This window comes from Pseudomonas fluorescens (assembly GCF_902497895.1).
GTDB classification, from domain to species: Bacteria; Pseudomonadota; Gammaproteobacteria; order Pseudomonadales; family Pseudomonadaceae; genus Aquipseudomonas; species Aquipseudomonas fluorescens_BP.
In genome coordinates this window covers 33,569-59,783 of sequence record NZ_CABVHQ010000002.1, presented here as the reverse complement: position 1 = coordinate 59,783, position 26,215 = coordinate 33,569, and the positions used below count along the sequence as shown (strand labels likewise).

Annotated in this window: 20 protein-coding genes and 1 tRNA gene; 3 read left to right on the top strand and 18 right to left on the bottom strand. The window is 58.5% G+C overall.

The features are described from left to right. Window positions 1-2: 2 nt before the first annotated feature. From F8N21_RS01355 to rpsU, 6 genes are all read right to left on the bottom strand, one after another. On the bottom strand, window positions 3-326 hold the full coding sequence (locus F8N21_RS01355; RefSeq protein ID WP_150640396.1) for a DUF4258 domain-containing protein: 324 nt from the start codon (window positions 324-326) through the stop codon (window positions 3-5). Between the two features lie 157 nt (window positions 327-483). Next, window positions 484-560, bottom strand: a tRNA-Ile gene (locus F8N21_RS01350). Between the two features lie 15 nt (window positions 561-575). Beyond that, complete coding sequence (locus tag F8N21_RS01345; protein WP_150640395.1) at window positions 576-4,319, bottom strand: EAL domain-containing protein; 3,744 nt, start codon at window positions 4,317-4,319, stop codon at window positions 576-578. Between the two features lie 122 nt (window positions 4,320-4,441). Then, on the bottom strand, window positions 4,442-6,292 hold the full coding sequence (gene rpoD, locus F8N21_RS01340; protein ID WP_150640394.1) for an RNA polymerase sigma factor RpoD: 1,851 nt from the start codon (window positions 6,290-6,292) through the stop codon (window positions 4,442-4,444). Window positions 6,293-6,359: 67 nt separating this feature from the next. Next, entirely contained in the window at window positions 6,360-8,321 is a 1,962-nt protein-coding gene (gene dnaG, locus F8N21_RS01335) for a DNA primase (protein ID WP_150640393.1), read from the bottom strand. Window positions 8,322-8,807: 486 nt separating this feature from the next. After that, window positions 8,808-9,023: a 30S ribosomal protein S21 gene (rpsU, locus tag F8N21_RS01330; RefSeq protein ID WP_002551877.1), complete on the bottom strand. Its 216-nt coding sequence runs from the start codon at window positions 9,021-9,023 to the stop codon at window positions 8,808-8,810. A gap of 200 nt (window positions 9,024-9,223) precedes the next feature. Here rpsU and tsaD point away from each other — a divergent pair, with 200 nt between their 5' ends. After that, the gene (gene tsaD, locus F8N21_RS01325; protein WP_150640392.1) at window positions 9,224-10,249 is read left to right on the top strand and encodes a tRNA (adenosine(37)-N6)-threonylcarbamoyltransferase complex transferase subunit TsaD; all 1,026 of its coding nucleotides are present in this window, start codon (window positions 9,224-9,226) and stop codon (window positions 10,247-10,249) included. A 53-nt stretch (window positions 10,250-10,302) separates the two neighbouring features. Here tsaD and plsY read toward each other — a convergent pair whose 3' ends face one another. After that, complete coding sequence (plsY, locus tag F8N21_RS01320) at window positions 10,303-10,872, bottom strand: glycerol-3-phosphate 1-O-acyltransferase PlsY (protein ID WP_150640391.1); 570 nt, start codon at window positions 10,870-10,872, stop codon at window positions 10,303-10,305. Between the two features lie 74 nt (window positions 10,873-10,946). Here plsY and folB point away from each other — a divergent pair, with 74 nt between their 5' ends. Together folB and folK are read left to right on the top strand one after the other, a co-directional pair. Continuing rightward, window positions 10,947-11,300 (top strand): dihydroneopterin aldolase, encoded by a 354-nt coding sequence (gene folB, locus F8N21_RS01315; protein WP_150640390.1) that lies wholly within the window; start codon window positions 10,947-10,949, stop codon window positions 11,298-11,300. Next, on the top strand, window positions 11,291-11,809 hold the full coding sequence (folK, locus tag F8N21_RS01310) for a 2-amino-4-hydroxy-6-hydroxymethyldihydropteridine diphosphokinase (RefSeq protein ID WP_150640389.1): 519 nt from the start codon (window positions 11,291-11,293) through the stop codon (window positions 11,807-11,809). Before folB ends, folK begins: the two co-directional genes overlap by 10 nt. 120 nt (window positions 11,810-11,929) lie before the next feature. On the opposite strand, the gene F8N21_RS01305 is transcribed toward folK, so the two are convergent. From F8N21_RS01305 to F8N21_RS01255, 11 genes are all read right to left on the bottom strand, one after another. Then, the gene (locus F8N21_RS01305) at window positions 11,930-13,153 is read right to left on the bottom strand and encodes a multifunctional CCA addition/repair protein (RefSeq protein ID WP_150640388.1); all 1,224 of its coding nucleotides are present in this window, start codon (window positions 13,151-13,153) and stop codon (window positions 11,930-11,932) included. A 64-nt stretch (window positions 13,154-13,217) separates the two neighbouring features. Beyond that, entirely contained in the window at window positions 13,218-14,780 is a 1,563-nt protein-coding gene (locus F8N21_RS01300) for a SpoVR family protein (RefSeq protein WP_150640387.1), read from the bottom strand. After that, window positions 14,777-16,048, bottom strand: a complete 1,272-nt coding sequence (locus tag F8N21_RS01295; protein WP_150640386.1) for a YeaH/YhbH family protein — start codon at window positions 16,046-16,048, stop codon at window positions 14,777-14,779. The genes F8N21_RS01300 and F8N21_RS01295 overlap by 4 nt, the downstream gene beginning before the upstream one ends. 200 nt (window positions 16,049-16,248) lie before the next feature. Further along, window positions 16,249-18,171: a PrkA family serine protein kinase gene (locus tag F8N21_RS01290; protein ID WP_150640385.1), complete on the bottom strand. Its 1,923-nt coding sequence runs from the start codon at window positions 18,169-18,171 to the stop codon at window positions 16,249-16,251. A gap of 298 nt (window positions 18,172-18,469) precedes the next feature. Further along, complete coding sequence (gene glpE / locus F8N21_RS01285; RefSeq protein WP_150640384.1) at window positions 18,470-18,799, bottom strand: thiosulfate sulfurtransferase GlpE; 330 nt, start codon at window positions 18,797-18,799, stop codon at window positions 18,470-18,472. Window positions 18,800-18,832: 33 nt separating this feature from the next. Beyond that, complete coding sequence (locus F8N21_RS01280; RefSeq protein WP_150640383.1) at window positions 18,833-19,714, bottom strand: symmetrical bis(5'-nucleosyl)-tetraphosphatase; 882 nt, start codon at window positions 19,712-19,714, stop codon at window positions 18,833-18,835. After that, window positions 19,714-20,094, bottom strand: a complete 381-nt coding sequence (gene apaG, locus F8N21_RS01275; protein ID WP_150640382.1) for a Co2+/Mg2+ efflux protein ApaG — start codon at window positions 20,092-20,094, stop codon at window positions 19,714-19,716. The genes F8N21_RS01280 and apaG overlap by 1 nt, the downstream gene beginning before the upstream one ends. 122 nt (window positions 20,095-20,216) lie before the next feature. Beyond that, the gene (rsmA, locus tag F8N21_RS01270; protein ID WP_150640381.1) at window positions 20,217-21,035 is read right to left on the bottom strand and encodes a 16S rRNA (adenine(1518)-N(6)/adenine(1519)-N(6))-dimethyltransferase RsmA; all 819 of its coding nucleotides are present in this window, start codon (window positions 21,033-21,035) and stop codon (window positions 20,217-20,219) included. Beyond that, the gene (gene pdxA / locus F8N21_RS01265; RefSeq protein ID WP_150640380.1) at window positions 21,032-22,021 is read right to left on the bottom strand and encodes a 4-hydroxythreonine-4-phosphate dehydrogenase PdxA; all 990 of its coding nucleotides are present in this window, start codon (window positions 22,019-22,021) and stop codon (window positions 21,032-21,034) included. The genes rsmA and pdxA overlap by 4 nt, the downstream gene beginning before the upstream one ends. Beyond that, on the bottom strand, window positions 22,018-23,334 hold the full coding sequence (gene surA / locus F8N21_RS01260; protein WP_150640379.1) for a peptidylprolyl isomerase SurA: 1,317 nt from the start codon (window positions 23,332-23,334) through the stop codon (window positions 22,018-22,020). Before surA ends, pdxA begins: the two co-directional genes overlap by 4 nt. Then, a complete protein-coding gene (locus F8N21_RS01255) occupies window positions 23,315-26,113 on the bottom strand; it encodes an LPS-assembly protein LptD (RefSeq protein ID WP_150640378.1) in 2,799 nt (932 codons plus the stop codon). The genes surA and F8N21_RS01255 overlap by 20 nt, the downstream gene beginning before the upstream one ends. Window positions 26,114-26,215 lie beyond the last annotated feature (102 nt).

Sequence of the window (26,215 nt, the reverse complement as noted above, 5' to 3'; positions counted from 1 at the left end):
ATTCACCCCTTCTTTTGTATCGTGGTCACTATGACGAGAAATGTCCCGTCGTCGTCGACATCGATTGCGCCAACGACCTGGAGAGGCGACCCAGCTCTAAACCAGGAAATGGTAAATCTCCAATCACCGCCAGGCTGCTGGAACGGCCCTTCCGTGATCTGCCCTTTTCCCAGGCAGTCCATCACGTCGGGCATGGTCACACCTCGCTCAATCATCCGCCCCTTGGCGTGCGGAGAGTAGAAGATGCGTTCCGACATTTCCGAAAGCTCACGGATTATTTCAAGAGCTTTCTTTTTAGGCAGCGGAAAAGGTAGAAGGTCACTCATGGTTTTCTATAGTATTTATAGGTAACGTCATCTTAAAGTTCAAGGAGGGTTTGTCAATTCTTATGAAGATTTTTTGACGAGGGTGTGAGCCCCCCTTCTGCTCGGAAAAACCGAACAGCCAGATACACGAAAGCCGCGCAGTGCGCGGCTTTCTGTATGGTGGGCCCAGTAGGACTCGAACCTACGACCAAGGGATTATGAGTCCCCTGCTCTAACCAACTGAGCTATAGGCCCTCAGTAGGCCGCGGATTATAACGATGGTTTCTCCGCTGTGCTATCCGAAAAATCGGAAAGGTTGATACGAAGAAAGGCTGCGGCGAATTCGTCGGCGGGGAGGGGGAGGCTGACGATGTAGCCCTGGATCTCTTCACAACCTTCGGCGGCCAGGAATTGCTGCTGGGCCTGGGTTTCGACGCCTTCGGCAATGACGGTGAATTGCATGCTGCGGCCCAGGGCGATGATGGCGCGGACGATGGCGACATCGTGGGGATCATCGGGCAGGCCGCGGACGAAGGATTGGTCGATTTTCAGGAAGTCCAGGGGCAGGCGTTTGAGATAGCTCAGCGAGGAGTAGCCGGTGCCGAAGTCGTCGATTGCCAGCTGCACACCCAGGCGTTTGAGTTGATGCAGGACTTCCAGTGCTTCTTCAGCCTGGCTCATGATGAAGTTTTCGGTGATTTCCAGCTGCAGGAGGCCGGGCATGAGGAGGTTGTCATTGAGTAGCTGCTCGATCCGGTTGAGCAGGTTCGGTTGGCGCAATTGAGCCCCGGCCAGGTTAACCGAGAGGGGGCCGAAGCTCTCATAGTGCAGATTCCACTCGTAGAGCTGCCGACAGGCTTGCTCCAGCACCCAGTCGCCAATCTGCAGGATCATGCCGTTTTCTTCAGCCAGGGGGATGAAGTGTTCGGGAGGTACATCGCCGAAGGTTGGATGGCGCCAGCGCAGCAGGGCTTCGGCGCCGACCAGGCACTGATACTTGAGGCTGATTTTCGGCTGGTAGTAGAGCGTTAGCTCATTGCGTTCAATAGCCCGGCGCAATTCATGCTCCAGGGCGATCCGTTCGCTGGCCTGGGCGGTAAGGTCGCGGGTATAGCTTTCGACCCGATTGCGGCCCTTGGCTTTGGAACGGTACATGGCCGCGTCGGCATTCTTGACCAGCGTGGCGACGTCGCAGCCGTCCTGTGGGTAGAGGCTGGTGCCAATGCTGGCACTGATAAAGAACTCGTGCTCGCCGGCCTGGAAGGGCGCTCCAAAGCAGTTGAGCAGCTTGTTGGCGATGTGTTCGGCGTCGCTGGCTTGCTGCAGGCCCGGCAGCAGGATGATGAATTCATCACCGCCCAGGCGGGCCACGGTGTCGATGTCACGCAGTTGCTCTTTCAGGCGCACGGCAATGCCCTTGAGCAGCAGGTCGCCGACCGGATGGCCAAGGCTGTCGTTGATATGTTTGAAGCGGTCGAGATCAAGGAACAGTACGGCGCCCTGGCCACCGTTTTCTTGCTGGGTGTTAAGTGCTGTCAGCAACCGGCTTTCGAACAGGGTGCGGTTGGGCAGGCCGGTCAGCGGGTCGTGGTGAGCCTGGTAGTCGAGGCGCGCCTGGGCATGCTTCAAGCTGGAGATGTCGGCGAATACCGCAACGAAGTGGGTGATGAATTTGTCCCGGTTACGCACGGCACTGATGGTCAGCCAGCTGGGGTACAGCTCGCCATTTTTGCGCCGGTTGGAAATCTCGCCCTGCCAATGACCTTCGGCGGTCAGTTGGTGCCACATGGCGGCGTAGAAGGCGCTGTCGTGCAAGCCTGAGGCAAGCAGTCGGGGGGTGTGGCCGAGCGCTTCGGTTTCGCTATAGCCAGTGATCTCGGTGAAGGCTCGATTGACTGCGCTGATGTGCTGTTGAGTGTCGGTGATCAACACCCCTTCGGCGGTGCTCTCGAACACCGTGGCGGCCTGTTGCAGCTTTTCCTGCATCAGATGGCGCTCGGTAATATCGCGGGCGATGGTCAGCATGCAATCTTCGCCAGCGATGGGCAGCGGCCGACTGGAGACCTCGCACAGACGAATCTGCCCGTCGTTACGGCGGATGTGGCAGCTGAAGTCGCGGACAAAACCGTCGCGTTGCAGCAGGTCGAGCATCTGTTTGCGTTCGTTGAGGTTGACCCAGATACCCAGGTCCAGGGTGGAGCGGTCCACGGACATCGCGCTATTGAAACCGGTGATCCGGCTGAAGCCCTCGTTGACTTCAATCAGCAAGCCATCGCTCTGGCGGCTCAGCAGCAGGCCATCGGGCGAGGCATGGAAGGCTTTGGCGAATTTCTCTTCGGAGGTTTGCAGTTGTTGCTGGGTTTCCTTGAGTTGGCTGATGTCGCGCACCACCACCACCAGCGCGGGGGTGGTGTCGAGGTCGAAGTGTTCGGCGGAGATCAGCCCAGTGAACAACTGCCCGTTGTTGCGCCGGAACGGCATCTCCAGGTTGCGAATGCTGCCAGCCTGCAAGCGCTGCAAGAGACCAGGCCCGACGCCCGGTACGCCCCAGATGTTCAGGTCGGAGGCGGTCTGGCCGATGACTTGCTCGGCGCTCAGGCCAATCTGTTCCTCAAAGGCTTCGTTGACCACCAGCAGGCAACCGTCGGACAGACGCGCGATCACCAGAATGTCCGGGCACTGCTGGAATACCGAAGCGAACTTTTGCTCGGATAAACGCAAGGCTTCTTCGGTTCTTTTGGCTTCACTGATATCGATCATCAGGCCGCGCAGAACCGGCTCATGACCGTGCTCTATCAGACTGACGATATCGCGCACCCACAGACAGCGACCGTCGGCGGTGATGACACGGTAGTCGACGCTGTGATCACGGCCGGCCAGTATTTCATGGTCGCAAAAGGTCTGGGCGCGAGTCAGGTCGGCGGGGTGAATGATGTTGCGCCAAAAGCCCGGGATCAGCCAATTCGCCAAGGGATAGCCGAGCAGGTCTTCGGCGTGGGGTGACACGTAGCTGTAGGTGTAGTCGCTTATGCGGGCTTCCCAGGCTATCGCCGAAAGGCTTTCGACCAGGCCGCGGTAGTGGTATTCGCTGCTGCGCAACTCCTGTTCCAGCGCGACCCGACGCGAGATCTCCGAACTGAGCCGGCGATTGATGCGGATAACGACTGCCAGCACGGTAAACAGCAGCAGCACGCCGGGCAGACCATAAACCAAAAGACCGGACCAGAAAGTGCGTTGATCCAGGACATTGCCCACCCAGTGTTCCTGGATGCTGCTGATTTCTTCGGGACTCAGGTCGGCCAGCACTTTGTCGAGAATACCGACCAGTATTTTGCTTTGTTGCGGTACTCCCATCGCCAATTGATAGCGATAAGGCGTTTCACCGCTGACGTAAAGACCGTCCAGTTTAAGCTGGCGCAGGCTCCAGACGCTGGAGGCGAGATCGCCCACGACGGCATCGACCTGGTCCGTGGCCAGCGCCTGGAGGGCCGAGCTGACATTTGGCAGGGCGACCAGGTTCAGGTCGGGATGGTGGGAGCGCAACAGCTCGTGGGGCGCATAGTTTTCCACGACGGCAATCTTCAGGCCGTACAGATCGTTGAGATTGTGCGGTTGTGGTCCGCCCTCGTGGGCCAGGATCACGATGGGGAAGTCCAGGTAGGGGCGAGTGAAGGACAGGTAACCCTGGCGCTCGGGAGTCGACATAATCCCTGGTAGCAGGTCCAGCTTGCCTTGTCTGGCCTGTTCCAGCACCTGGCTCCAGCTGATCGGCTCGACGGGGGTCACCTTGATGCTCAGGCGTTCCTGGATCAGGCGAATGTAATCCGCCGCCAGACCCTGGTAACGGCCTTGTTCATCGCGATACTCAAAAGGTGGCCATGACGCATCGACACCCAGACGCAGTTCCGGGTGGTTCGCAAGCCAGCTACGTTCTTCGTCGGTAAGAGTCAGCGCGCCAGCCGTTGCAGTCCAGGTCATCAGCCACAGCAAAAACACAGCCGGCATTCTGGGCATAACGGTCTCGTTATGGCTCGGGGAGTAGATTCGAGTGTAGACGGGCAATTCGGGCGGGAGGGACGCTTGGAGAATTTAATCTGCATAAAGCAAAACCCCCAGCCAGGCTGGGGGTTTTGTGATCACTCGTCGAGGAAGGAGCGCAAATGCTCGCTTCTCGTCGGGTGGCGCAGCTTGCGCAGCGCCTTGGCTTCGATCTGACGAATCCGCTCGCGGGTAACGTCGAACTGCTTACCGACTTCCTCAAGGGTGTGGTCGGTATTCATGTCGATGCCGAAGCGCATGCGCAGGACCTTGGCTTCACGGGCAGTGAGGCCGGAGAGTACTTCGCGAGTCGCTTCTTTAAGGCTCTCAACAGTGGCGACATCGATTGGCGACTGCATGGTCGAGTCTTCGATGAAGTCACCCAGGTGGGAGTCTTCGTCATCACCGATCGGGGTTTCCATGGAGATCGGCTCTTTAGCGATCTTCAATACCTTGCGGATCTTGTCCTCAGGCATTTCCATGCGTTCGCCCAGCTCTTCCGGGGTCGGTTCGCGACCCATTTCCTGCAACATCTGCCGGGAAATACGGTTGAGCTTGTTGATCGTCTCGATCATGTGCACCGGAATACGGATGGTGCGGGCCTGGTCGGCGATCGAGCGAGTGATCGCCTGACGGATCCACCAGGTGGCATAAGTCGAGAATTTGTAGCCGCGACGGTATTCGAACTTGTCCACCGCTTTCATCAAGCCGATGTTGCCTTCCTGGATCAGATCGAGGAACTGCAGGCCACGGTTTGTGTACTTCTTGGCGATGGAGATCACCAGACGCAAGTTCGCTTCAACCATCTCTTTCTTCGCGCGGCGGGCCTTGGCCTCACCGATCGACATGCGACGGTTGATGTCCTTGATCTCGGCAATCGTCAGACCGGTTTCGGTCTGCAATGCAGTCAGCTTTTGCTGGCAACGAAGGATGTCCGGTTGCAGGCGACCAATGGCTTCAGCGTATTTGCTTTTGCCTTTGGCCAGTGCCTCGGTCCAGCTTTCGTCGACTTCATGGCCCGGGAACTGGCGCAGGAAGTCGGTGCGCGGCATGCGTGCATCACGAACGCAGAGCTGCATGATTGCGCGCTCTTGCTGACGCAGACGATCGAGAGCACTGCGGACACGCTCAACCAGGCCTTCGAATTGCTTCGGAACCAGTTTGATCGGCATGAACAGCTCGGCCAGGAGCACCAGCTCGGCGATTGCCAGCTTATTGCCACGACCGTGCTTTTTCAGCGCCTTGCGAGTGACTTCCATCTGGTCGGACACGGCACCGAAACGCTGTGCAGCGATGACCGGATCCGGACCGCTTTCGACTTCATCTTCTTCGTCAGTAGCTGTTTCGGCTTCGTCGTCGTCGGTTTCGTCATCCGCTTTCACGGTTTTCGGATCGACAGGCGGCGGCACTTCGGCAGCAGGCGGCGCAATGCCGTCGTCCGGGTCGATATAACCGCTCAGGACGTCGGACAGGCGGCCACCTTCGGTGGTGACGCGAGTGTACTCGGAGAGAATGTGGTCAACCGTGCCAGGGAAGTGCGCAATTGCGCCCATCACTTCACGGATGCCCTCTTCGATACGCTTGGCGATTTCAATTTCGCCTTCACGTGTGAGGAGCTCTACTGTACCCATTTCACGCATATACATGCGCACGGGGTCAGTGGTGCGGCCAATGTCGGTCTCGACCGCTGCCAACGCTGCAGCCGCTTCTTCAGCGGCTGCCTCGTCGGTATCGGCGTCGGCCAGCATAAGGGCGTCCGCATCCGGAGCACTCTCGTGTACGGGAATCCCCATGTCATTAATCATGCGGATGATGTCTTCCACCTGTTCCGGATCTGAAATATCCTCCGGCAGGTGGTCGTTGACCTCTGCGTAAGTCAGATACTTCTGCTCACGACCCAGGGTGATCAACTCTTTGATACGAGACTGCTGTTGCGCTTTTCCGGACATAACACCCTATCCACTGAAGGTCTTGGCGGGCAAAAAACAAGCCAAGGATTATACCTGAGCTATGACCTCACGCGCCAGTTGAGGTCGGGTTTGATGCGGAAACATTGCGACTTAGGAGGTCGCGCAGCTGATTTTTTTCTTCAGCACTCAATTCACTTTGACGCGCTTTCCTGAGCAATTGTTCCAGATTTCGCTCGCGTTGGCGGGCTGACAAGCTAGTAATGGTGTCGAAAAACTGTTGTTCAAGGTTATCGCCCTCAATCAGCCATTCCTTTTCTGCCAACGCTTTGAGCAGGCGCCCTTGTTCGGTGCCATGCCAGCGCGCAATCAGTTGAAATGAGTTTAGCTTAGGATTCTTTTGTACGGCTTCGAGTAGTGCCACCAATAGTTGTGTATTGGTGTGGTCCTCGGCGGCAAAGTGCCCGGCATCTTCAACTTTTTCTGCCAATTGCGGGTGATGCAGCAGCGTGCGCAGGGCTGCCAGCGTCGGCGGCTCTACGGCTGCTGGAATGCGCGGGGCGCGGGGCTGATCGCGATCGCCCTGACGCTTGGCCTTTTTATCCCAGGGTTTATTTTCCCATTTCTTGCCGCCGCTGCCCGGTTTTTTCGGTGTCCACTCCTGTTGAGGCGCATAGGTCTCTTGAGGCTGGTGGTAATCGGCGTAATCGGGCATGGCGTCGTAATCGATGCCGGGATCGTAGGCGGGCGGAGCCTCTTGGGGTGCGCTGTGCACCAGTTGGCTGACTGCCTCGCTGTTGAGGCCGGTGATTTCCGTGAGTCGCTGGCGCATCAGGGTGCGCAGGTTGGCCCCTGGAACCTTGTCGATCAGCGGCGCTGCAAGGGTGGCCATGTGGGCCTTGCCTTCGAGCGAGCGCGGATCGGACTCTTCGGTCAGTTGCTGGAAAAAGTAATCGGCCAAGGGTTGTGCGTGCTGGTTGATCCGGGCACGGAACGCGGCGGTGCCTTCGGAGCGGACCAGGGTATCCGGGTCTTCGCCTTCGGGCAGGAACAGAAAGCGCGCACGCCGCCCGTCCTGCAGGCTGGGCAAGGCCGCTTCCAGAGCGCGCCATGCGGCATTGCGTCCGGCCTGATCGCCGTCAAAGCAGAACAATACGTTGGGCACTACTCGAAACAGGCGTTTCAGGTGTTCTTCGCTGGTGGCGGTGCCAAGTGTCGCGACGGCATTGCGCAGGCCTTGCTGGGCGAGGGCGATGACGTCCATGTAGCCTTCGACGACGATGATTTCGTCGAGGTTGCGATTGTTCTTGCGCGCTTCAAACAGCCCGTAGAGTTCCTGGCCCTTGTGGAATACCGGGGTTTCCGGGGAGTTCAGGTATTTTGGCTTGTCGTCGCCCAGCACCCGGCCGCCGAACGCAATGATCCGGCCGCGACTGTCGCGGATCGGGAACATCACGCGATCGCGGAAGCGGTCGTAGCGCTTGCCGGTTTCGGCATTCTCGATCAGCAGACCGGCATCAATCATGGCTTTCTGCTGCAGGGTGTCGCTGCTCAGGTGCTTGTACAGATTGTCCCAGCCGGGCGGGGCGAATCCGAGGCCGAAATCCCGGGCTATCTCACCGGTCAGGCCCCGGCCCTTGAGATAATCGACGGCGGCCTTGCGCGCCGGATGGCTTTTCAGTGCCTGGCGATAGAAGTCGGCGGCAGCGCTGAGCAAGGGGTAGAGCGGCGAGTCGGTCGGTTGCCGGGGTTTGTGCGGCCGGCCACTTTCCTCTCGGGGTATTTCCATGCCGGCGGCTTTGGCCAGTTCCTCGACAGCCTGGGGGAAGTCCAGGTTGTCGTGGTCCATGATGAAGCCGAGGGCATTGCCGCCAGCGCCGCAGCCGAAGCAGTAGTAAAACTGTTTGTCCGGGCTGACGCTGAAGGAGGGGGTTTTCTCTTTGTGGAACGGGCAGCAGGCCGTGTAATTTTTGCCGGCTTTCTTCATTTGCAGGCGCGAGCTGACCACGTCGACGATGTCGGTGCGGTTCAGAAGGTCGTCAATAAAGCTCTGGGGAATTAGCCCGGCCATGGCGTTCTCGTCATCACTGCGCGGAAATTGATCCGGGGCGAAGGGCGGCCGAAGTCTGGTCGTGGTTTTGAGGCGCAACAGTCTGCGTCTCGACCGGATGTCGTCTGCGTGATCGCTGTCGGGAAGTGTATCTGCCGAAAATCCACTGACGTTAGTTCCAATCAGCATTCGACTATTTGAAAGTGTTGCTCTGAGTCCGGCAACGGCCAGTGGCGGCCTCGGATAGCTCACAAGCGGGCACAGGAGATCGTGCCTTGGGCTGATCGTCTGTTGAGGAATCAGTAAGGTGTGCTCGTCAGTAGCCTTGAAAGGCTCGTCAGAAAAGACGTGCACCGCTGGCAAAAGAGCCAGGTCTGACGTGGTGAAGCAGATTTGTCTCGGTCGCATCGGCGGCTTTGACAGTGAAGCGTCAAGCGAATATACGCAAATGCCAATAGCCCGGCTGAGGGCCGGGCTTGGCAGAAGCTTGCTACCAACGTCTGTGTATTAGTACAGACGAACGGCGCGGCGCTGCTCGCGCTGAACTTTCTTCGCGTGACGCTTAACAGCAGCTGCTGCTTTACGCTTACGCTCGGAAGTCGGCTTCTCGTAAAATTCGCGGCTACGAACTTCAGCCAGTACACCGGCTTTTTCGCAGGAGCGCTTGAAACGACGCAGAGCTACGTCGAAGGGTTCGTTCTCTTTAACTTTGACCGCGGGCATCCAGAGCTACCTTCATTCATTACCGGGGATCAACATCCTCGCGGCATAAATGCACTTGAAGACGTCGGTTTTTAAGGGTTGCGGATGTTAACCCCTCAACGCTCGGAATGCAAAGCCTCTGATCGAAAACCGCTGGTAGGTACCGGAAGTGACGACTATTATGCGCGCCTTCGAATCTAGCCTCTACAAGGCGCAAACCCATGCTAGTACTGGGATTAGAAACCTCTTGCGACGAAACCGGTGTCGCACTTTACGACAGTGAACGCGGCCTGCTGGCCGACGCGCTGTTCAGTCAGATCGACCTGCATCGTGCCTATGGTGGCGTGGTGCCGGAGCTGGCTTCGCGTGACCACGTCAAACGCATGCTGCCCCTGATTCGCCAGGTTCTGGCCGAGGCCGACTGCGTCCCGACCGAGATCGATGCGATCGCCTACACCGCGGGTCCCGGGCTTGTCGGGGCGTTGCTGGTCGGCGCCTCATGCGCCCAGGCGTTGGCGTTTGCCTGGGGCATTCCGGCCCTTGGCGTGCATCACATGGAAGGCCATTTGCTGGCGCCGATGCTGGAGGAACAACCTCCGGAGTTTCCGTTCGTCGCTTTGTTGGTTTCCGGTGGGCATACCCAGCTGGTTCGGGTCGATGGGATCGGCCAATACCAGCTGTTGGGCGAGACGCTCGATGATGCCGCCGGTGAAGCGTTCGACAAGACGGCCAAGATGATGGGCATGAATTATCCGGGTGGGCCTGAAATCGCGCGGCTGGCGGAGCAAGGCGTTGCTGGACGTTTTGTCTTCCCGCGGCCAATGTGCGATCGCCCGGGGCTGAGCTTCAGCTTCAGCGGCTTGAAAACCTTTGCCTTGAACACCTGGCAGCAATGCGTCAGCGCTGGGGACGACAGTGAACAAACCCGTTGCGACATCTCGCTGGCCTTCCAGCAGGCGGTGGTGGAGACTTTGACCATCAAGTGCAAGCGCGCGCTGAAACAGGCGGATCTCAAGCGCCTGGTCATTGCTGGCGGCGTGAGTGCCAACAAGGCGCTGCGGGTTTCGCTGGAGAAAATGCTCGGCGACATGAAGGGCGACGTTTACTACGCACGTCCGGAGTTCTGCACCGATAACGGCGCGATGATCGCTTTTGCCGGCTGTCAGCGTTTGCAAGCCGGGCAGCATGAAAGCCTGGCAATCAGTGTGCAGGCGCGCTGGCCGATGGAGCAATTGTCGCCGCTGTAGGCGCTTGTCCTGGCGAGCGTGGCCGAAACCTGAATGGCATTCATCGTCAAGATCTAAAAATGCCGTTCGCGCCCGGCCAACAGGTCGCGTAGATTGCCGCGATGGCGCCAGACGATCAGCGCCGTGAGTGCGCTCATCGGCAGCAAGGCTGCAGGCTCTTGCCAGGCCAGCAGTGGCAGGGTCAGGGGTGTGGCAATCAAGGCAGCCAGTGAGCTGGTGCGGGTGAGGTAGAAGGTCAGTAGCCAGGCGCAGAGGGCCAGGAGCGCGGCAGGCGGGTACAGTCCCAGCAGCATTCCGGCAGCGGTGGCCACGCCTTTGCCGCCACGGAAGCGAAAGTACAGCGGGAACAGGTGGCCGATCACGGCGCATAAGCCGACCCAGGCCTGTTGCTGCAGTGACAACCCTGCCACGCCGGCGATCACGACCGGCAGCAGACCTTTGCAGAGGTCGCCGAGCAAGGTCAGGGTGGCGAGTTTTTTACCCGCCACGCGCAGCATGTTGGTGGCGCCGGCATTACCCGAGCCACTCATTCGCGGATCGGGGCTACCGGTCAGGCGGCTGAGCAAAATGGCGAAGGACAGAGAGCCAAGCAGGTAGGCGAGGATCGCCAGTAACCAAAACATGCTAACTATTCCGGGCGAAGACGCCCTGATTCTAACGGCGCATTGCGCCCTTGTCGTGCTGCGGAGAAGAGTGCTTGGACAGAGTGTTTATCGAGGGCCTGGAAGTTGACACGGTGATCGGGGCCTACGACTGGGAGCGGGGCATCCGACAGTGCCTGCGTCTTGATCTGAGCTTCGCCTGGGATAATCGCCCGGCCGCTGCAGGTGATGACCTGACTCTGGCGCTGGACTATGCCAGCGTATCCTCGCGCGTACAGGCGTTTGCCGAGCAGGCACAGTTCCAGCTGGTGGAAACGTTCGCCGAGCGTCTGGCCGAGGTGCTGATGAGCGAGTTTCACATTCCCTGGCTGCACCTCAAGCTGACCAAGCCTGGTGCAGTGGCCGCCGCCACCGGTGTGGGCGTGGAGATCGAGCGCGGATGTCGCTAACTCAGGTGTTTCTAGGTCTCGGTAGCAATATCGAGCGCAACACCCATTTACAGGCAGGGCTGGATGCTCTGGCCGGTTTTCTGGTGGATGTGCGGTGTTCGGCGGTATTTGAAAGTCAGGCGGTGGGTATCAAGAGTGGTCCGTTCTTCAATTTGGTGGTGTCGGCTTACACCGACCTGTCGTTGATGGAGCTGGATCGCCGACTGAAATTCATCGAGGCGGACAACGGTCGTTATGCGCCGGATCGCAAGGGCCTGCCGCTGGATATCGACGTGCTGCTGTATGGCGATCTGATGGGTAATTTCGACGGATTGATCCTGCCTCGCACGGAAATCCTGAAAAATGCCTTTGTATTGTGGCCGTTGTCGTTGATGGCGCCTGACAGATTGCATCCCGGTGTCGGAAAGACCTTCGCAGTCCTGTGGAGTGAGGCGCAGATTGACCAGGTTTTGGCGCCTGTGGCGTTTGAATGGCGTGGGGTACAGCTGACTTCCCCGAACCTGCTCTGAGCCGATAATTCTTCGTTGTATTTCGAATAGCCAGGATCGCAGCTTGCGGCAGCTCCTACAGGGGCCGGGTGTACACGATTGCGTAGGAGCTGCCGCAGGCTGCGATCTTTTGATCTTGCTTTACTGCAGTTCCTTGTAAGCCTTGAGCGCTTTCAAGCGTTCAGCCTTGAGTGCTTCACCTAACTCCGGCCCTTTGAAGCCTTGTTCCAGCAGTGGCTGTACCGCCACGGTTCGCGCTGCGATTGCGGCGCCGCGTAAATACGCTGCCTGTGGATAACTGCGTTGTTCGAGGCCTTTGCGGCCTCGGGCGTCCATTTCGCAGGCGACAACGAACTCTTCAAAGCGTTGCGGCCGTCGATAGACATCAAAGCTTTGCAGCAACTCCAGCAAAGTCGAAGGCTTGAGCTCGAGGGCGCGATGTCCATGAGTGTGATATTGGCCGACCAGCAAGGCCAGTTCCGAACAATCCCTGGGCGCTTTAAAGCGCTCGTTCACCGCCTTGATCAGGCGTAATCCCTTTTGCTCGTGGGCAATATGTTGCGGCCACTGAGTCTCTGGGGTGAGCCCCTTGCCCACGTCATGGAGCAGGCAGGCCCAGCGCACTGTCAGCGGCTGGGCATGCCTGGCCGTCTGTTCGAGGACGCTCAGGGTATGGATGCCGCTGTCGATTTCCGGGTGATGGAGTTCCGGTTGTGGCACGCCGAACAGTGCTTCAACTTCGGGGAGCAAGACTTTGAGTGCGCCGCAGTCACGCAGCACCTGGATAAACACCTGAGGCTGATCTTCCATCAGGGCGCGGGAGATTTCTTTCCAGCTGCGCTCCGCGGTCAACGCCTCGAGCTCGCCTGATTCGCTGAGTTCGCGCATCAGTTCCAGGGTCTCGGGCGCGATGCTGAAGCCGAGCCCGGCGTAGCGCGCTGCGAAACGGGCCACTCGGAGAACCCGGAGTGGATCTTCGGCGAATGCCGGGGAAACGTGACGAAGTATGCGGGCTTCAAGATCGCGCTGGCCGTGATAGGGGTCGGTCAGTTGGCCCTGCTCGTCCTCGGCCATGGCATTGATCGTCAAGTCGCGGCGGATCAAGTCTTGTTCAAGGGTGACCTCGGGGCTCGCGTGGAAAGTGAAGCCGCCATAACCGCGGCCACTCTTGCGTTCGGTCCGGGCAAGCGCGTATTCCTCGCCGCTCTGCGGGTGCAGGAATACCGGGAAATCGGCGCCTACCGGGCGATAGCCCTTGGCGAGCATTTCTTCTGTGCTGGCGCCGACCACGACCCAATCGATATCGGTGACAGGCCTGCCCAGCAAGCGATCGCGCACCGCGCCACCGACTTTATAAATCTGCATAAAAAACCTCCGTTAGCTCGACAGGATAACCTTTGCGTCGAACTTTCGGAGGCTTTGGCTGGAATCAAAGGTGGATGACGGCCAGGTCCAGCCGACCGTAATCCCCTTCGCTATGCTCGCCTCTTGGGGGGACGTGATGGGTTTTCACTACATGGTCACCCTGCAGGGTTTCCAGGTGAATATCGAAGCCCCAGAGCCGATGCAGGTGCTTGAGCACTTCGTCGGTGGAATCTCCCAGGGGTTTGCGGTCGTGCTGCTGGTGGCGCAGGGTCAGCGAACGGTCTCCACGCCGGTCGATGCTGTAGATCTGTATGTTGGGTTCGCGATTGCCCAGGTTGTATTGTGCCGCCAGGGTTTCACGGATGATCCGATAACCGTCTTCGTCATGGATCGCCGGCACCAGCAGATCCTCCTTCTGATCGTCATCAAGGATGCTGAACAGCTTCAGATCGCGGATCACCTTGGGTGACAGGTACTGCAGGATGAAGCTTTCGTCCTTGAAACTGCTCATGGCGAACTTGATGCTGGACAGCCAGTCGGTACCGGCGACGTCCGGGAACCAACGGTAGTCTTCTTCAGTGGGCGATTCGCACATCCGCCGGATATCGCGGTACATGGCGAAACCCAGGGTGTAGGGGTTGATCCCATTGTAATAAGGGCTGTCGAAACCGGGCTGAAACACCACGCTGGTATGGGAAGTCAGGAACTCGATCATGAAGCCATCAGTCACCAGGCCTTCGTCATACAGGTCGTTCATCAAGGTGTAGTGCCAGAAGGTCGCCCAGCCTTCGTTCATCACCTGGGTTTGCCGTTGCGGGTAAAAGTACTGCGCGATCTTGCGCACGATCCGCACGATTTCCCGCTGCCAGGGCTCCAGTAGCGGTGCGTGTTTTTCGATGAAATAGAGGATGTTTTCCTGGGGCTCGGCGGGGAACCGCGCATTGTCCTTGTCGCTGTACTTGTCCGCGCCTTTGGGAATGGTGCGCCAGAGGTCGTTGATCTGCTTTTGCAGGTGCTCTTCCCGGTCCTTCTGCCGCCGCCGCTCTTCCTCCGCGGAGATCGGATAGGGGCGTTTGTAACGGTCTACTCCATAGTTCATCAGCGCATGGCAGGAGTCCAGCAAGTCTTCTACCGCATCAATGCCATGGCGTTCTTCGCATTGCATGATGTACTGCTTGGCGAACACCAGGTAGTCGATGATCGAGCTGGCATCGGTCCAGGTACGAAACAGGTAATTGCCTTTGAAGAAGCTGTTGTGGCCATAGCAGGCATGGGCCACGACCAGCGCCTGCATGCAAATGGTGTTTTCCTCCATGAGATAGGCGATGCACGGGTCCGAATTGATCACGATTTCGTAGGCCAGCCCCATCTGGCCGCGAGTGTAGGATTTTTCGGTACTGAGAAAGTGTTTGCCATAAGACCAATGGTGATACCCCAGAGGCATGCCCACGGAAGCGTAGGCATCCATCATCTGCTCGGCGGTGATCACTTCGATCTGGTTGGGGTAGGTATCCAGCGCATACCGGTCCGCGAGCCTGCTGATTTCGCGGTCGTAGGCCTGGATCAGCTCGAACGTCCATTCCGAGCCGGTGGATATGGGTAGGCGTTTCTGCTCTCTGGCGGTCATGTCACTAACCTGCGCTGGAAGAGTTCACGGAAGACCGGATAGATATCTCCGGCCGAGACCAATTGTTGCTGGGCAAACGTGTCGGAAAAGGCTTCGGCGATCCGTTCGTACTCGAACCACAGGGCTTGGTGTTCGCGGGGAGTAATCTCCACATAAGTGTAGTACTGCACAAATGGCATGATCTGGTTGATCAGGATATCGCGGCAGATCGGTGAGTCATCGTTCCAGTTGTCACCGTCGGACGCCTGGGCTGCGTAGATATTCCATTCATTGCTCGGATAGCGTTCGGCCATGATCTCCTGCATCAACTTCAAGGCGCTGGAAACGATGGTGCCGCCGGTTTCGCGGGAATAGAAAAACTCCTCCTCGTCGACTTCCCGGGCGCTGGTGTGATGGCGGATGAACACCACATCGATCTTGTCGTAGTTACGCTTGAGGAACAGGTACAGCAGGATGAAAAAGCGTTTGGCGATGTCCTTGGTCGCTTGAGTCATGGAGCCGGAGACGTCCATCAGGCAGAACATCACCGCCTTGGAGCTGGGATTGGGCTGTTTGATCAGCAGGTTGTACTTGAGGTCGAAAGTATCGAGAAACGGCACGCGATGAATGCGCGCAATCAATCGTTCGATTTCCGCTTCAATTTCCTGAATATCGCCGAAGTTATCCGGTTCTTCGCGTTTTAGCCGCAAGAGTTCGTCCCTGGCATCGCGCAGTTTTGCCCGGCTGCTGCCGGACAGCGCAATCCGTCGGGCATGGGCCGAACGCAATGTGCGGATGATATTGATCCGCGACGGGTTGCCTTCGTTGCTGATGCCGGCTCGAACGGTTTTAAAGGTGTCGGTCCCGGTCAGGTTGCGTTTGACCAGATTGGGCAGTTCCAGGTCTTCGAACATGAATTCGAGAAACTCTTCCTGAGTAATCTGGAAGACGAATTCGTCCATGCCTTCGCCGGTGTTGCCGGCCCTGCCGGGGCCTCTGCCGCCGCCACCGCCGGGCGGGCGAGGGATGTGTTCGCCACTGGTGAATTCCTTGTTTCCAGGGTGAACCACGGTCTGCTTGCCGCCGCGACCATGATGAAGCACCGGCTCGTCGATATCGCGGCCGGGAATGCTGATTTGCTCGCCGTGCTCCATATCGGTGATGGAGCGACGGCTGACGGCTTCTTCAACAGCTTTCTTGATGTGATCACGGTAGCGCCGCAGAAACCGTTGGCGGTTAACCGTGCTCTTGTTCTTGCCATTGAGACGTCGGTCGATCACATAGCTCATGACTGCTCCTTAGAAGCTGTCCTGGAAGCGGTGCACGGGTCTGTGGCACGCCAACTGCCCGGAGGCGACCATTGGGCCTCCTGAGCCAATTGTACTGCCAGTACCTCGCTACCGACTTCTGACACCTTCCTGGAACCTGTGTACCAGAAAATCCTGGCACAGGCTCCGGGCTAACGACAACCGGTGCGACCGGTAGCGGGTTACTGTGATTTTCTGACCCGCAGGTACCACTCGGAGAGCAGTCGTACCTGTTTGTCGGTGTAGCCGCGCTCGACCATCCGTGTAACGAAGTCGTTGTGCTTTTGCTGATCCTCTTTGCTGGCCTTGGCGTTGAAGCTGATAACCGGCAGCAGATCCTCGGTGTTCGAGAACATTTTCTTCTCGATGACCACCCGCAGTTTCTCGTAGCTGAGCCAGGTCGGGTTTTTGCCATTGTTGTTGGCCCGGGCGCGCAACACGAAGTTGACGATTTCGTTGCGGAAATCTTTCGGGTTGCTGATGCCGGCCGGTTTTTCGATTTTCTCCAGTTCCTCGTTCAGCGCCACACGGTTGAGGATCTCGCCGGTTTCCGGATCGCGGTATTCCTGATCCTGAATCCAGAAGTCTGCGTAGAGCACATAACGGTCGAAGATGTTCTGACCGTACTCGCTGTAGGACTCGAGGTAGGCGGTCTGGATTTCCTTGCCGATGAACTCGATATAGCGCGGTGCCAGGTACTCTTTCAGGAAGCGCAGGTAGCGTTCCCGGGTTTCCGCCTGGAATTGCTCCTGTTCGATTTGCTGTTCCAGTACATAGAGCAAATGCACCGGGTTGGCAGCGATCTCGTGAGGGTCGAAGTTAAAGACTTTCGACAGGATCTTGAACGCAAACCGGGTCGACAGACCATTCATGCCCTCATCGACACCGGCGTTGTCGCGGTACTCCTGGATCGATTTTGCTTTCGGATCGGTGTCCTTGAGGTTCTCACCGTCGTACACGCGCATTTTCGAGTAGATATTGGAGTTCTCCGGCTCTTTGAGGCGCGAGAGTACGGTGAACTGCGCAAGCATCTTCAAGGTGTCGGGCGCGCAATGGGCTTTGGCCAGCGAACTGTTGAACAGTAGTTTGTCGTAGATCTTCACTTCGTCGCTGACCCGCAGGCAGTACGGCACTTTGACGATGTAGATCCGGTCAATGAACGCTTCGTTGTTCTTGTTGTTACGGAAAGTGTGCCATTCCGATTCGTTTGAGTGGGCCAGCAAGATGCCGGTAAACGGAATGGCCCCCAGACCTTCGGTACTGTTGTAGTTGCCTTCCTGGGTTGCCGTCAGCAATGGGTGCAGCACCTTGATCGGTGCCTTGAACATTTCGACGAATTCCATCAGGCCCTGGTTGGACCGGCACAGGGCGCCCGAGTAGCTGTAAGCGTCTGCGTCGTTCTGCGGGTATTCTTCCAGCTTGCGGATATCGACCTTGCCCACCAGGGCAGAAATATCCTGGTTGTTTTCATCCCCGGGCTCGGTCTTGGCGACCGCGATCTGGTTGAGGATCGATGGGTAGAGCTTGACCACCCGGAACTGGCTGATGTCACCGCCAAACTCGGCCAGGCGCTTGGTGGCCCAGGGCGACATGATGGTGCTCAGATAGCGCCGCGGAATACCGAAGTCTTCTTCAAGGATCTGGCCATCTTCCGTGGCGTTGAATAACCCAAGAGGCGACTCGAAAACCGGTGAACCCTTGATGGCGTAAAAGGGCACTTTCTCGATCAGCTGTTTCAGCTTCTCGGCCAGGGACGACTTGCCACCACCCACCGGGCCGAGCAGATAGAGGATCTGTTTCTTCTCTTCCAGGCCTTGAGCCGCATGGCGGAAGTAGGAAACGATCTGATCGATGCATTCCTCCATGCCATGGAAGTCTTCAAAGGCCGGGTAGCGGCGGATCACCTTGTTGGAAAAAATTCGCGACAAGCGCGAGTTGGCAGAGGTGTCCAGCAATTCCGGCTCGCCGATTGCCAGTAGCAGGCGTTCGGCTGCGGAGGCGTAAGCGCTGCGATCCGTTTTGCACAGCTCTAGATACTCCTGCAGCGAGAGTTCTTCCTGGCGTGTGGACTCGAAACGTTGTTGGAAGTGGCTAAAAATACTCATGACGTCACCTCGCTCGATACGTGGAGCCGACGCCGGATCAGATCAGTCAAGTGCTGGCATGCAACTGAAATCCAGTTGCTGTTTACCCCCCAGAACACTTTCAAAGCAATCTACCTTGAAAGCTAGTACCGATGACCCGCACGCCGGTGTACCGGCTCTCCCCTGTTTTGGATGGCCTGAGGCTAAGGATAGTTCGGAATCGGAGAGAACAAGGAGCAATGCGTAATTAGTTGCGACTGACCGTTCGTCAGCCACCGCGCTAGCCCGCGGGGGACGTGGGCTAGAGCGTTAGAAAAAATTATTCGGAAACGCTTTTCGCGGTTTCCGACGGATAAGTCGTACGCCATAACTCAAAACCACCGTCCAGGCTGTAGACGTCGGAAAAGCCTTGGCTGATCAGGTAGGCCGCAGCGCTTTGGCTGGAGTTTCCGTGGTAACAGACCACCACCAGTGGCGCGTCCAGGTCGGCATTGCGGATAAAGTCGGGAATGGAATGGTTATCCAGGTGTTGCGAGCCGCTGATGTGATTGGCGGCGTAAGTCTGCGGATCACGAATGTCGACCACGACTGCACCCTGTTCACGCAGGGCATGGGCTTGTTCGGGAGGGATGCGTTTGAATTCGCTCATGGCGGGCTCCTGTGGCCTGGCTGAAAGCGCAGTTCAGCGCTTCGCGGTGGCCGGCAATTGTTCGGGGGTAGAGTGGGCGACATTCGGTTTGGCGTGGCCTTGGGCATCGCACTTGCACCGCAGACGCTCACCGGTGTCGATATTCAGCAGGGTCAGGGCGCCGCCCCAGACACAGCCGGTGTCGAGGGCGAAGATACCCGGCTCGTTGCAGCGGCCATCAAGGGCTGCCCAGTGACCAAAGACAATCTTCAGGCCCTTGGTCTTGCGCTCCTTGTGGCGAAACCAGGGGGCATAACCTGGCGGCGCGGTATCCGGGCCTTCCTTGCCCTTGAGGTCAAGTTTGCCATCGCTGGTGCAGAAGCGCATGCGAGTGAAATAGTTGGTGATCATTCGCAGGCGGGCAGCGCCTTTGAGGTCGTTGTCCCATTTCACCGGCTCGTTGCCGTACATGCCATCCAGATAGGGTGCGAAGAGGATGTCGTCGTGCAGAGCTTGTTCGACTTCCTCCGCATACTTCAGCGCTTTGCGCAGCGACCACTGAGGCGGTATGCCAGCGTGGACCAGCACCATGTCGCGCCGTTCGTCATAGTGCAGCAGTTTTTGCTGGCGCAACCACTCCAGCAGTTCTTCGCGATCAGGCGCTTCGAGGATCTCGCGCAGGGTGTCGGCTTTCTTCAGGCGCTCGATATTTTGCCCGACGGCCAGCAGGTGCAGGTCATGGTTACCCAGCACGCACACCAGCGATTCGCGGATGCTGTAAAGAAAGCGCAGGGTTTCCAGCGACTGTGGGCCGCGGTTGACCAGGTCTCCGACCAGCCAGAGGCGATCTTTGACGGGGTCGAAGGCGACGCGTTCGAGCAGGCATTGCAGCGGTTCAAGGCAGCCTTGCAGGTCGCCGACGGCATACACCGCCATTAATGCAGGGCTCCGGGCACCGCGAGCCGAAATGGCGCGATGATAGCGTCAAAGTGTTTACCGTCTTCGGCGAGCATCTGATAACTGCCCTGCATGGTACCTACGCGGCTGGTCATCACCGTGCCGCTGCTGTAGGTATGGCTTTCGCCAGCCCCGATCAACGGTTGCTGACCGACCACGCCCGCACCGCGGACCTCTTCGACATGCCCGTCGCCATCGGTGATGACCCAGTGCCGTGAGAGCAACTTGGCCGATATCTGGCCGTTGTTCTTGATGGTAATGGTGTAGGCGAAGGCAAAACGATTTTGCTCGGGTAACGATTGTTCTGCCAGATAGCGGGTGACGACGCTGACGTCGACCTTATAACGAGGATCGGACATGCAAAAGGCCTTAAAAGCAAAGCGAAGCGCGGGACATAACTGATGAGATCAGTCTAGGCCAAGTATCGGGTAGTAAACCAGACATGGCGCCTGGTGTCTTACCCGAAAACGATAATGGCGTGTCAGCTGAGGCTGGGCGTCTCGGCAACTTGTTCGCCCAGCTTGTCGGCCAGGCGGACAAACGCGGCCAGGTCGAGCTGTTCCGGGCGCAGGCTGCCATCGACGCCCGCGGCTTCTATCTCGGCATTGCTGAGCAAGGCTTTGAGGGTGTTGCGCAGGGTCTTGCGACGCTGATTGAAGGCTTCGCGAACAACGCGCTCGAGCAGGCGATGATCCTTGGCCGGGTGCGGCAGAACGGCGTGGGGCACCAGGCGGACAATCGCCGAATCGACTTTTGGCGGCGGGTTGAATGCACCCGGGCCGACATTGAACAGGTGTTCGACCCGGCAATGGTACTGAACCATGATCGACAAGCGGCCCCAGTCACCGCCGCCAGGGCCCGCTGCCAGGCGCTCGACCACTTCCTTTTGCAGCATGAAGTGCATGTCGCGGATCAGGCTGGCGTTGCGCAGCAGGTGGAAAATCAGCGGGGTGGAGATGTTGTACGGCAGGTTGCCGACTACTCGCAGGCTGCTGGGCGCGGCATTGAGGCTGGTGAAGTCGAACTTCAGGGCGTCGCCTTGATGCAGGTTGAAATTGCTTTTGCCAGCGAACTGTTGATTGAGGATCGGGATCAGATCCTTGTCCAGCTCAACAACATCCAGCTGTGCGCCGCTGTCGAGCAGGCCTTCGGTCAATGCGCCCTGGCCCGGGCCGATTTCCAGCAGGCGGTCTTCAGGGCGGGCGTGAATGGCGCGCAGAATGCGGTCGATCACCCCAGCGTCGTGCAGGAAGTTCTGGCCGAAACGCTTGCGCGCCCGGTGTTGGTAGTGTTCGGTCATAAACGGGTCTCGGCCATCTGGTAGGCGGTTTCCAGGGCGACTTGCAGGCTGCCGGTGTCGATTTTTCCGCTACCGGCCAGATCCAGGGCGGTTCCATGGTCGACTGAGGTGCGGATAATTGGCAGACCGAGGGTCACATTGACTGCGGCACCGAAACCTTTGTATTTCAGTACGGGCAGGCCCTGGTCGTGGTACATCGCCAGCACTGCATCGCAGTGCTCCAGATATTTGGGGGTAAACAGAGTGTCGGCAGGCAGGGGGCCGCGTAGATCCATGCCCTCACTGCGCAGACGCTCCAAGGTAGGTTCGATGATGTCGATTTCTTCATGGCCCAGATGCCCGCCTTCGCCAGCATGGGGGTTGAGCCCGCAGACCAGGATGCGCGGCTGGGCAATACCGAACTTTTGCTGCAGGTCGGCGTGCAGGATCCGCGTCACTCGCTCCAGGCGTTCCGGGGTGATCGCATCGGCAATCTGCCGCAAGGGCAGGTGAGTGGTGACCAGGGCTACGCGCAGACCGCGGGTGGCGAGCATCATCACGACTTGGGCAGTGTGGGTCAGGTCGGCAAGGAATTCGGTATGACCCGAGAAGGGTATCCCTGCCTCGTTGATCACGCCTTTATGCACGGGCGCGGTGATCATGCCGGCAAAATGCCCGTCGACACAGCCTTGGGCCGCGCGAGTCAGGGTCTGGAGCACGAACCCGGCGTTGGCCTTGTCCAGTTGTCCGGCAATGACTTTGGCCTGTAGCGGGGTATCCCAGACATACAGGCTGTTGGCCGGAGCCGGTGAGTCCGGCCAGCTGTCTGGAGTCACCGCCAGCAGGTCGACAGCCACACCCAGTTGCGCGGCCCGCTCAAGGAGCAGGTCGCGGCTGGTAATGGCTATCAGGGGGTATGGCTGGGGCTGCGAGGCGAGCAGCAGGCACAGGTCAGGACCTATGCCGGCCGGCTCGCCGGGTGTCAGCGCGAAACGCTTGGGGTTCACTGCGGCGCCTGGTCAGCGCCAGGGAGCTTGATTTCAACGTAGGCTTCGTCACGGATCTGACGCAGCCAGGTCTGCAGCTCTTCGTCGTATTTGCGGTTACGCAATACGGTCATCGCTTGCTGTTCACGGGCCTGGGAGGTGCTGTCGGTGGCGCGCCGGCCGAGGACTTCCAGGACGTGCCAGCCGTAAGGGCTTTTGAACGGTTTCGACAGCTGACCCTGAGGGGTCCCGGCCATTACCGCGCGGAATTCAGGCACCAGGGCGTTCGGGTCGATCCAGTTCAGGTCGCCGCCATTGAGGGCAGAGCCCGGATCTTCCGAAAAGCTTTTCGCCAGTTCGGCAAAGTCTTCGCCGGATTCAATTCGCTCGTAGAGTTTCTCCGCCAGACGCCGGGTTTCTTCTTCGCTACGAATTTCGCTGGGTTTGATCAGGATATGGCGGACATGCACTTCGTCACGCACCTGAGTCTCGCCGCCGCGTTTTTCCAGGATTTTCAGAATGATGAAGCCACCCGGGGTGCGCATCGGCTCGGTGATGTCACCCACCGCCATCCTGCTGAGCATGCGATCGAACGGCGGTGGCAGTTGTGCGGCTTTACGCCAGCCCATGTCGCCGCCTTCCAGCGCGGTTTCACTGGCGGATTTGGCGATTGCCAGCTGAGCGAAATCAGCGCCTTGCTTGAGTTGCTGATAAACATCGGCAGCCTGACGCCCGGCGTTCTGAATCGCTTCAGAGTTGGCGCTTTCCGGGGTCGGGATCAGGATGTTGGCCAGGCGGAACTCTTCGGACAGCTGCATCTTGCCCAAGTCCGAGGCGAGGAAGTTCTTCACTTCCTGCTCCGATACCTGCACGCGCTCAGCCACGCGACGCTGGCGGACCCGGCTGATGATCATCTCGCGACGAACCTGATCACGAGCGTCTTCATAAGACAGGCCGTCGCGAGTCAGAGCGATGCGGAACTGTTCCACGGACATGTTGTTGCGCTGGGCAATGGTGCCGATCGCCTGGTTCAGCTCCTCATCGGTGATGCGGATGCCGGAACGCTCGCCGATCTGCAGTTGCAGGTTTTCGACGATCAGGCGCTCGAGCACTTGCTGATCCAGTACACCAGGTGGCGGCGCGGCAGCACCGCGCTTGGCGATGGTTTGCTGAACCTCATGAACCCGTTGGTCCAGTTGGCTCTGCATGACCACGTCGTTATCGACGATGGCCACCACCTTATCGATGGACTGTACCGCAGCGTTGGCCGCGGTGCCCAGTAGCAATGCACCCAGCAGCAGCGGGCGCAGAGAATCAGAAAGCTTGGTCTTCACGTTCACGATAACCTTGAATGCCTTTGTCGAGGAAGCTCTCTACTTTGGAGCCAACAACGCCACCAAGCCCCTTCAGAACAATTTGGAGGAAGACGCCATGGTCGCCTTTTTCGTTTTGCGGAGCGTCCTGACTGAACTCGTCATAGTCGATCCAGTAACGGTTGATCAGGCGCAGTTTCCAGCAGCAGTTGTCGTACTCGAAACCACCGAAGGCTTCCAGGGTACGGTTGCGGTTGTAGTCATACTGCCAGCGGCTGATGGCGTTCCATTGCGGCACGATCGGCCACATCACCGAGAAGTCGTGCTGTTTGATCTTGTAGTAGTCCTTCACGAAGCCTGGCTGGCCTTCAACACCGTAATCGCCGCCGCCAACCTGCCACGTACCGGTGGTCTGGTCGTAGCGGATCTGGTCGTTGCGATAACGATAACCGGCGTTGATGACCTTGTTCGGGTTGTCTTCCGGCTGGTAGTGGAACATCGCGCTGCCCGAGCGAGGGCTGCCGCTGTCCGGATCCCAGTTGTAGTCAGCGGTGGCGCGCCAGTCGCGGTTGAAGCGGTAGGCGTACTCAAGCGCATAGGGTGAAACGCTGGAGTGTGCATCCTCGCGGGTTTTTGCATCGATACCCGGCAACTGAACTTCGCGGTCCTTGAAATACAGGGCCTGACCGACGCTGATGGTTTGACGTTCGAAGCCGTTTTCTTCGATCCAGCGGTTGGTTATGCCCAGCGACAGCTTGTTTTCGTCGCCGACACGGTCGGAACCGGAGAAGCGGTTTTCGCGAAACAGCGAGGAGTAGTTGAACGTACTTTCGCCGGTGTCGAATACCGGAATGTCGGCCTGGTCTTTCTCCGGGACATAGAGATAGAACAGGCGCGGTTCCAGGGTTTGGCGGTAATTCTTGCCGAACCACTGGGTATTGCGGTCGAAATACAGGCCGCTGTCGATGCTGGCAATCGGCACGCCTCGGTTTTGATTCTGGCTGAAGGTGCCATTGAGACGATCACCTTCGGCATTCTGCAAGGCGATCTGATCTTTACCTGTTCCGTCGAGGTCAAGATCATACTGGGTATATTTGTACTTGAGCGATGGTTTCAGGAAGCCATACGTCCAATTGAGCGGCAGGCTGACGCCCGGTTCGAGATCGAGACGGTTGCCGTTGGCGCGTGCCAGACCCTGAACGTTCCTATCGAGCCGCGGCGCCGCGACACCGTCTTGATCAACGTAGTTGCCGGTTTTCAGATCCCGATCAAACCGCACGACTTCAGTCTTGTAGTCAAAATCCAGCCCGCTTGGGTGGTACGGCAGTGCACCGTTGAAGGTGATCTGCGGTAAGCGGTCATAGGGCGTGATATCCGAGACAGTCGCCAATTCATAGGCATGTGCGTTGATCCGCGCGGTGTAGTTGTCGCCACGGTAGCTGACGGCACCTTGCTGGTTCACGTAGTCGCTGGTTTTGATGCCGATCTGATCGCTTTCCAGATCCTGGAAGTAATAAGGATCGCTGATGTCGGTGTAGTCGACTTCGGTCAGTACACGCGAATCCAGCCCGCCCTTGTGCTGCCAGTTGAGCATGTAACGGGTTTTTTCGTAGTCGGACTGCAGTTTGCGGTCGTCATTCTCGTCGTTGAGGTACGCGCCGCCGAACTGACCTTCACTGCCCTTGGTCAGGTAACGGAATTCGCCTTCCATCAATAGCCCGCGCTTGCTCATATAGCGCGGATACAAGGTGGCATCGTAGTTCGGTGCAATGTTGAAGTAGTACGGGGTCACCAGCAGGAAGCCGGTATCGCTGCCGGAGCCAATAGTCGGCGGCAGGAAGCCGGACTGGCGACGGTCATCGATCGGGAAATAGATGTACGGGGTGTAGAGCACCGGGATGTCTTTGACCCGGAGGGTCACGTTAGTCGCGGTACCGAAGCCGGTCGCCGGGTTCAGGGTGATGTTGTTACCCTTGAGCTGCCAGGCATTGCTGTCCGGTTCGCACGTGGTGTACGTACCATCCTTGAGACGGATGATGGCGTTCTCGGCACGTTTGGCATACAGCGCGCTGCCGCGCACACGTGACTTGTGCAGCACGTATTCAGCGTTGTCGACCTTGGCCTCGCCGGTGTCGAGTTGCACATCGGCGTGGTCGCCGACCAGCAGCGCGCCGTTGTCGCGAACGCGCACGTTGCCGCTCAGCTCACCGCGGTTTTCCGTCTGGTACAGGCTGGCCTCGTCGGCCTCGGCCTGCATGCTGCCCTGACGCATGACCACGTCACCAGCCAGGGTAGCGACTTGTTTTTCTTGCTCGTAACGCGAGGCTTTGGCACCGATAAAGGTCGGAGCGTCTTTTTTATCCGTCTTGTCATTCATGCCAGGACGAATGGGTTCGACATAGGAGCCAGAGCAATAAGGACCCGTCTCGGCCAATTGTGCAGCGGTGAGATTCTCGCGGGGCACCCAGTCGAGGTGGCTGTAGTCGGCACTGCGTGACTTCAGACCGCGGCCCTTGGCCTCGGTGACCAGCGTGGTCTTGGCAACGGTTTCGTCGCCGGCGCCGCTGTCCGTCGGGGTCTCGCCGGGTGCGCTGACCGCGTCTGCGCTATGCACGGGACGTGGTGGCAATTGAGGGGCGTTGGATTTCGGCGCACAGTCCCAGGCACCCGAAGCAGAGACTGAGCAGTCATACTGTTCCGCGGCGACCACGAACTGAGTGGCTAGAGGTTGCAGGGCCAGCAGACTGCCGGTAACCAACAACGGAAATTTTTTACGAAACGCGGGGGATTTCAATGCCATCTTATTAGTCCGGGCTTCCTGCGTGCCATCTGCCCGCGGTGGGGGCCGCACGCCTCTCGATGGTCTGAAAAAGATGCTGGATAATAAAGCATGACCCGCTTG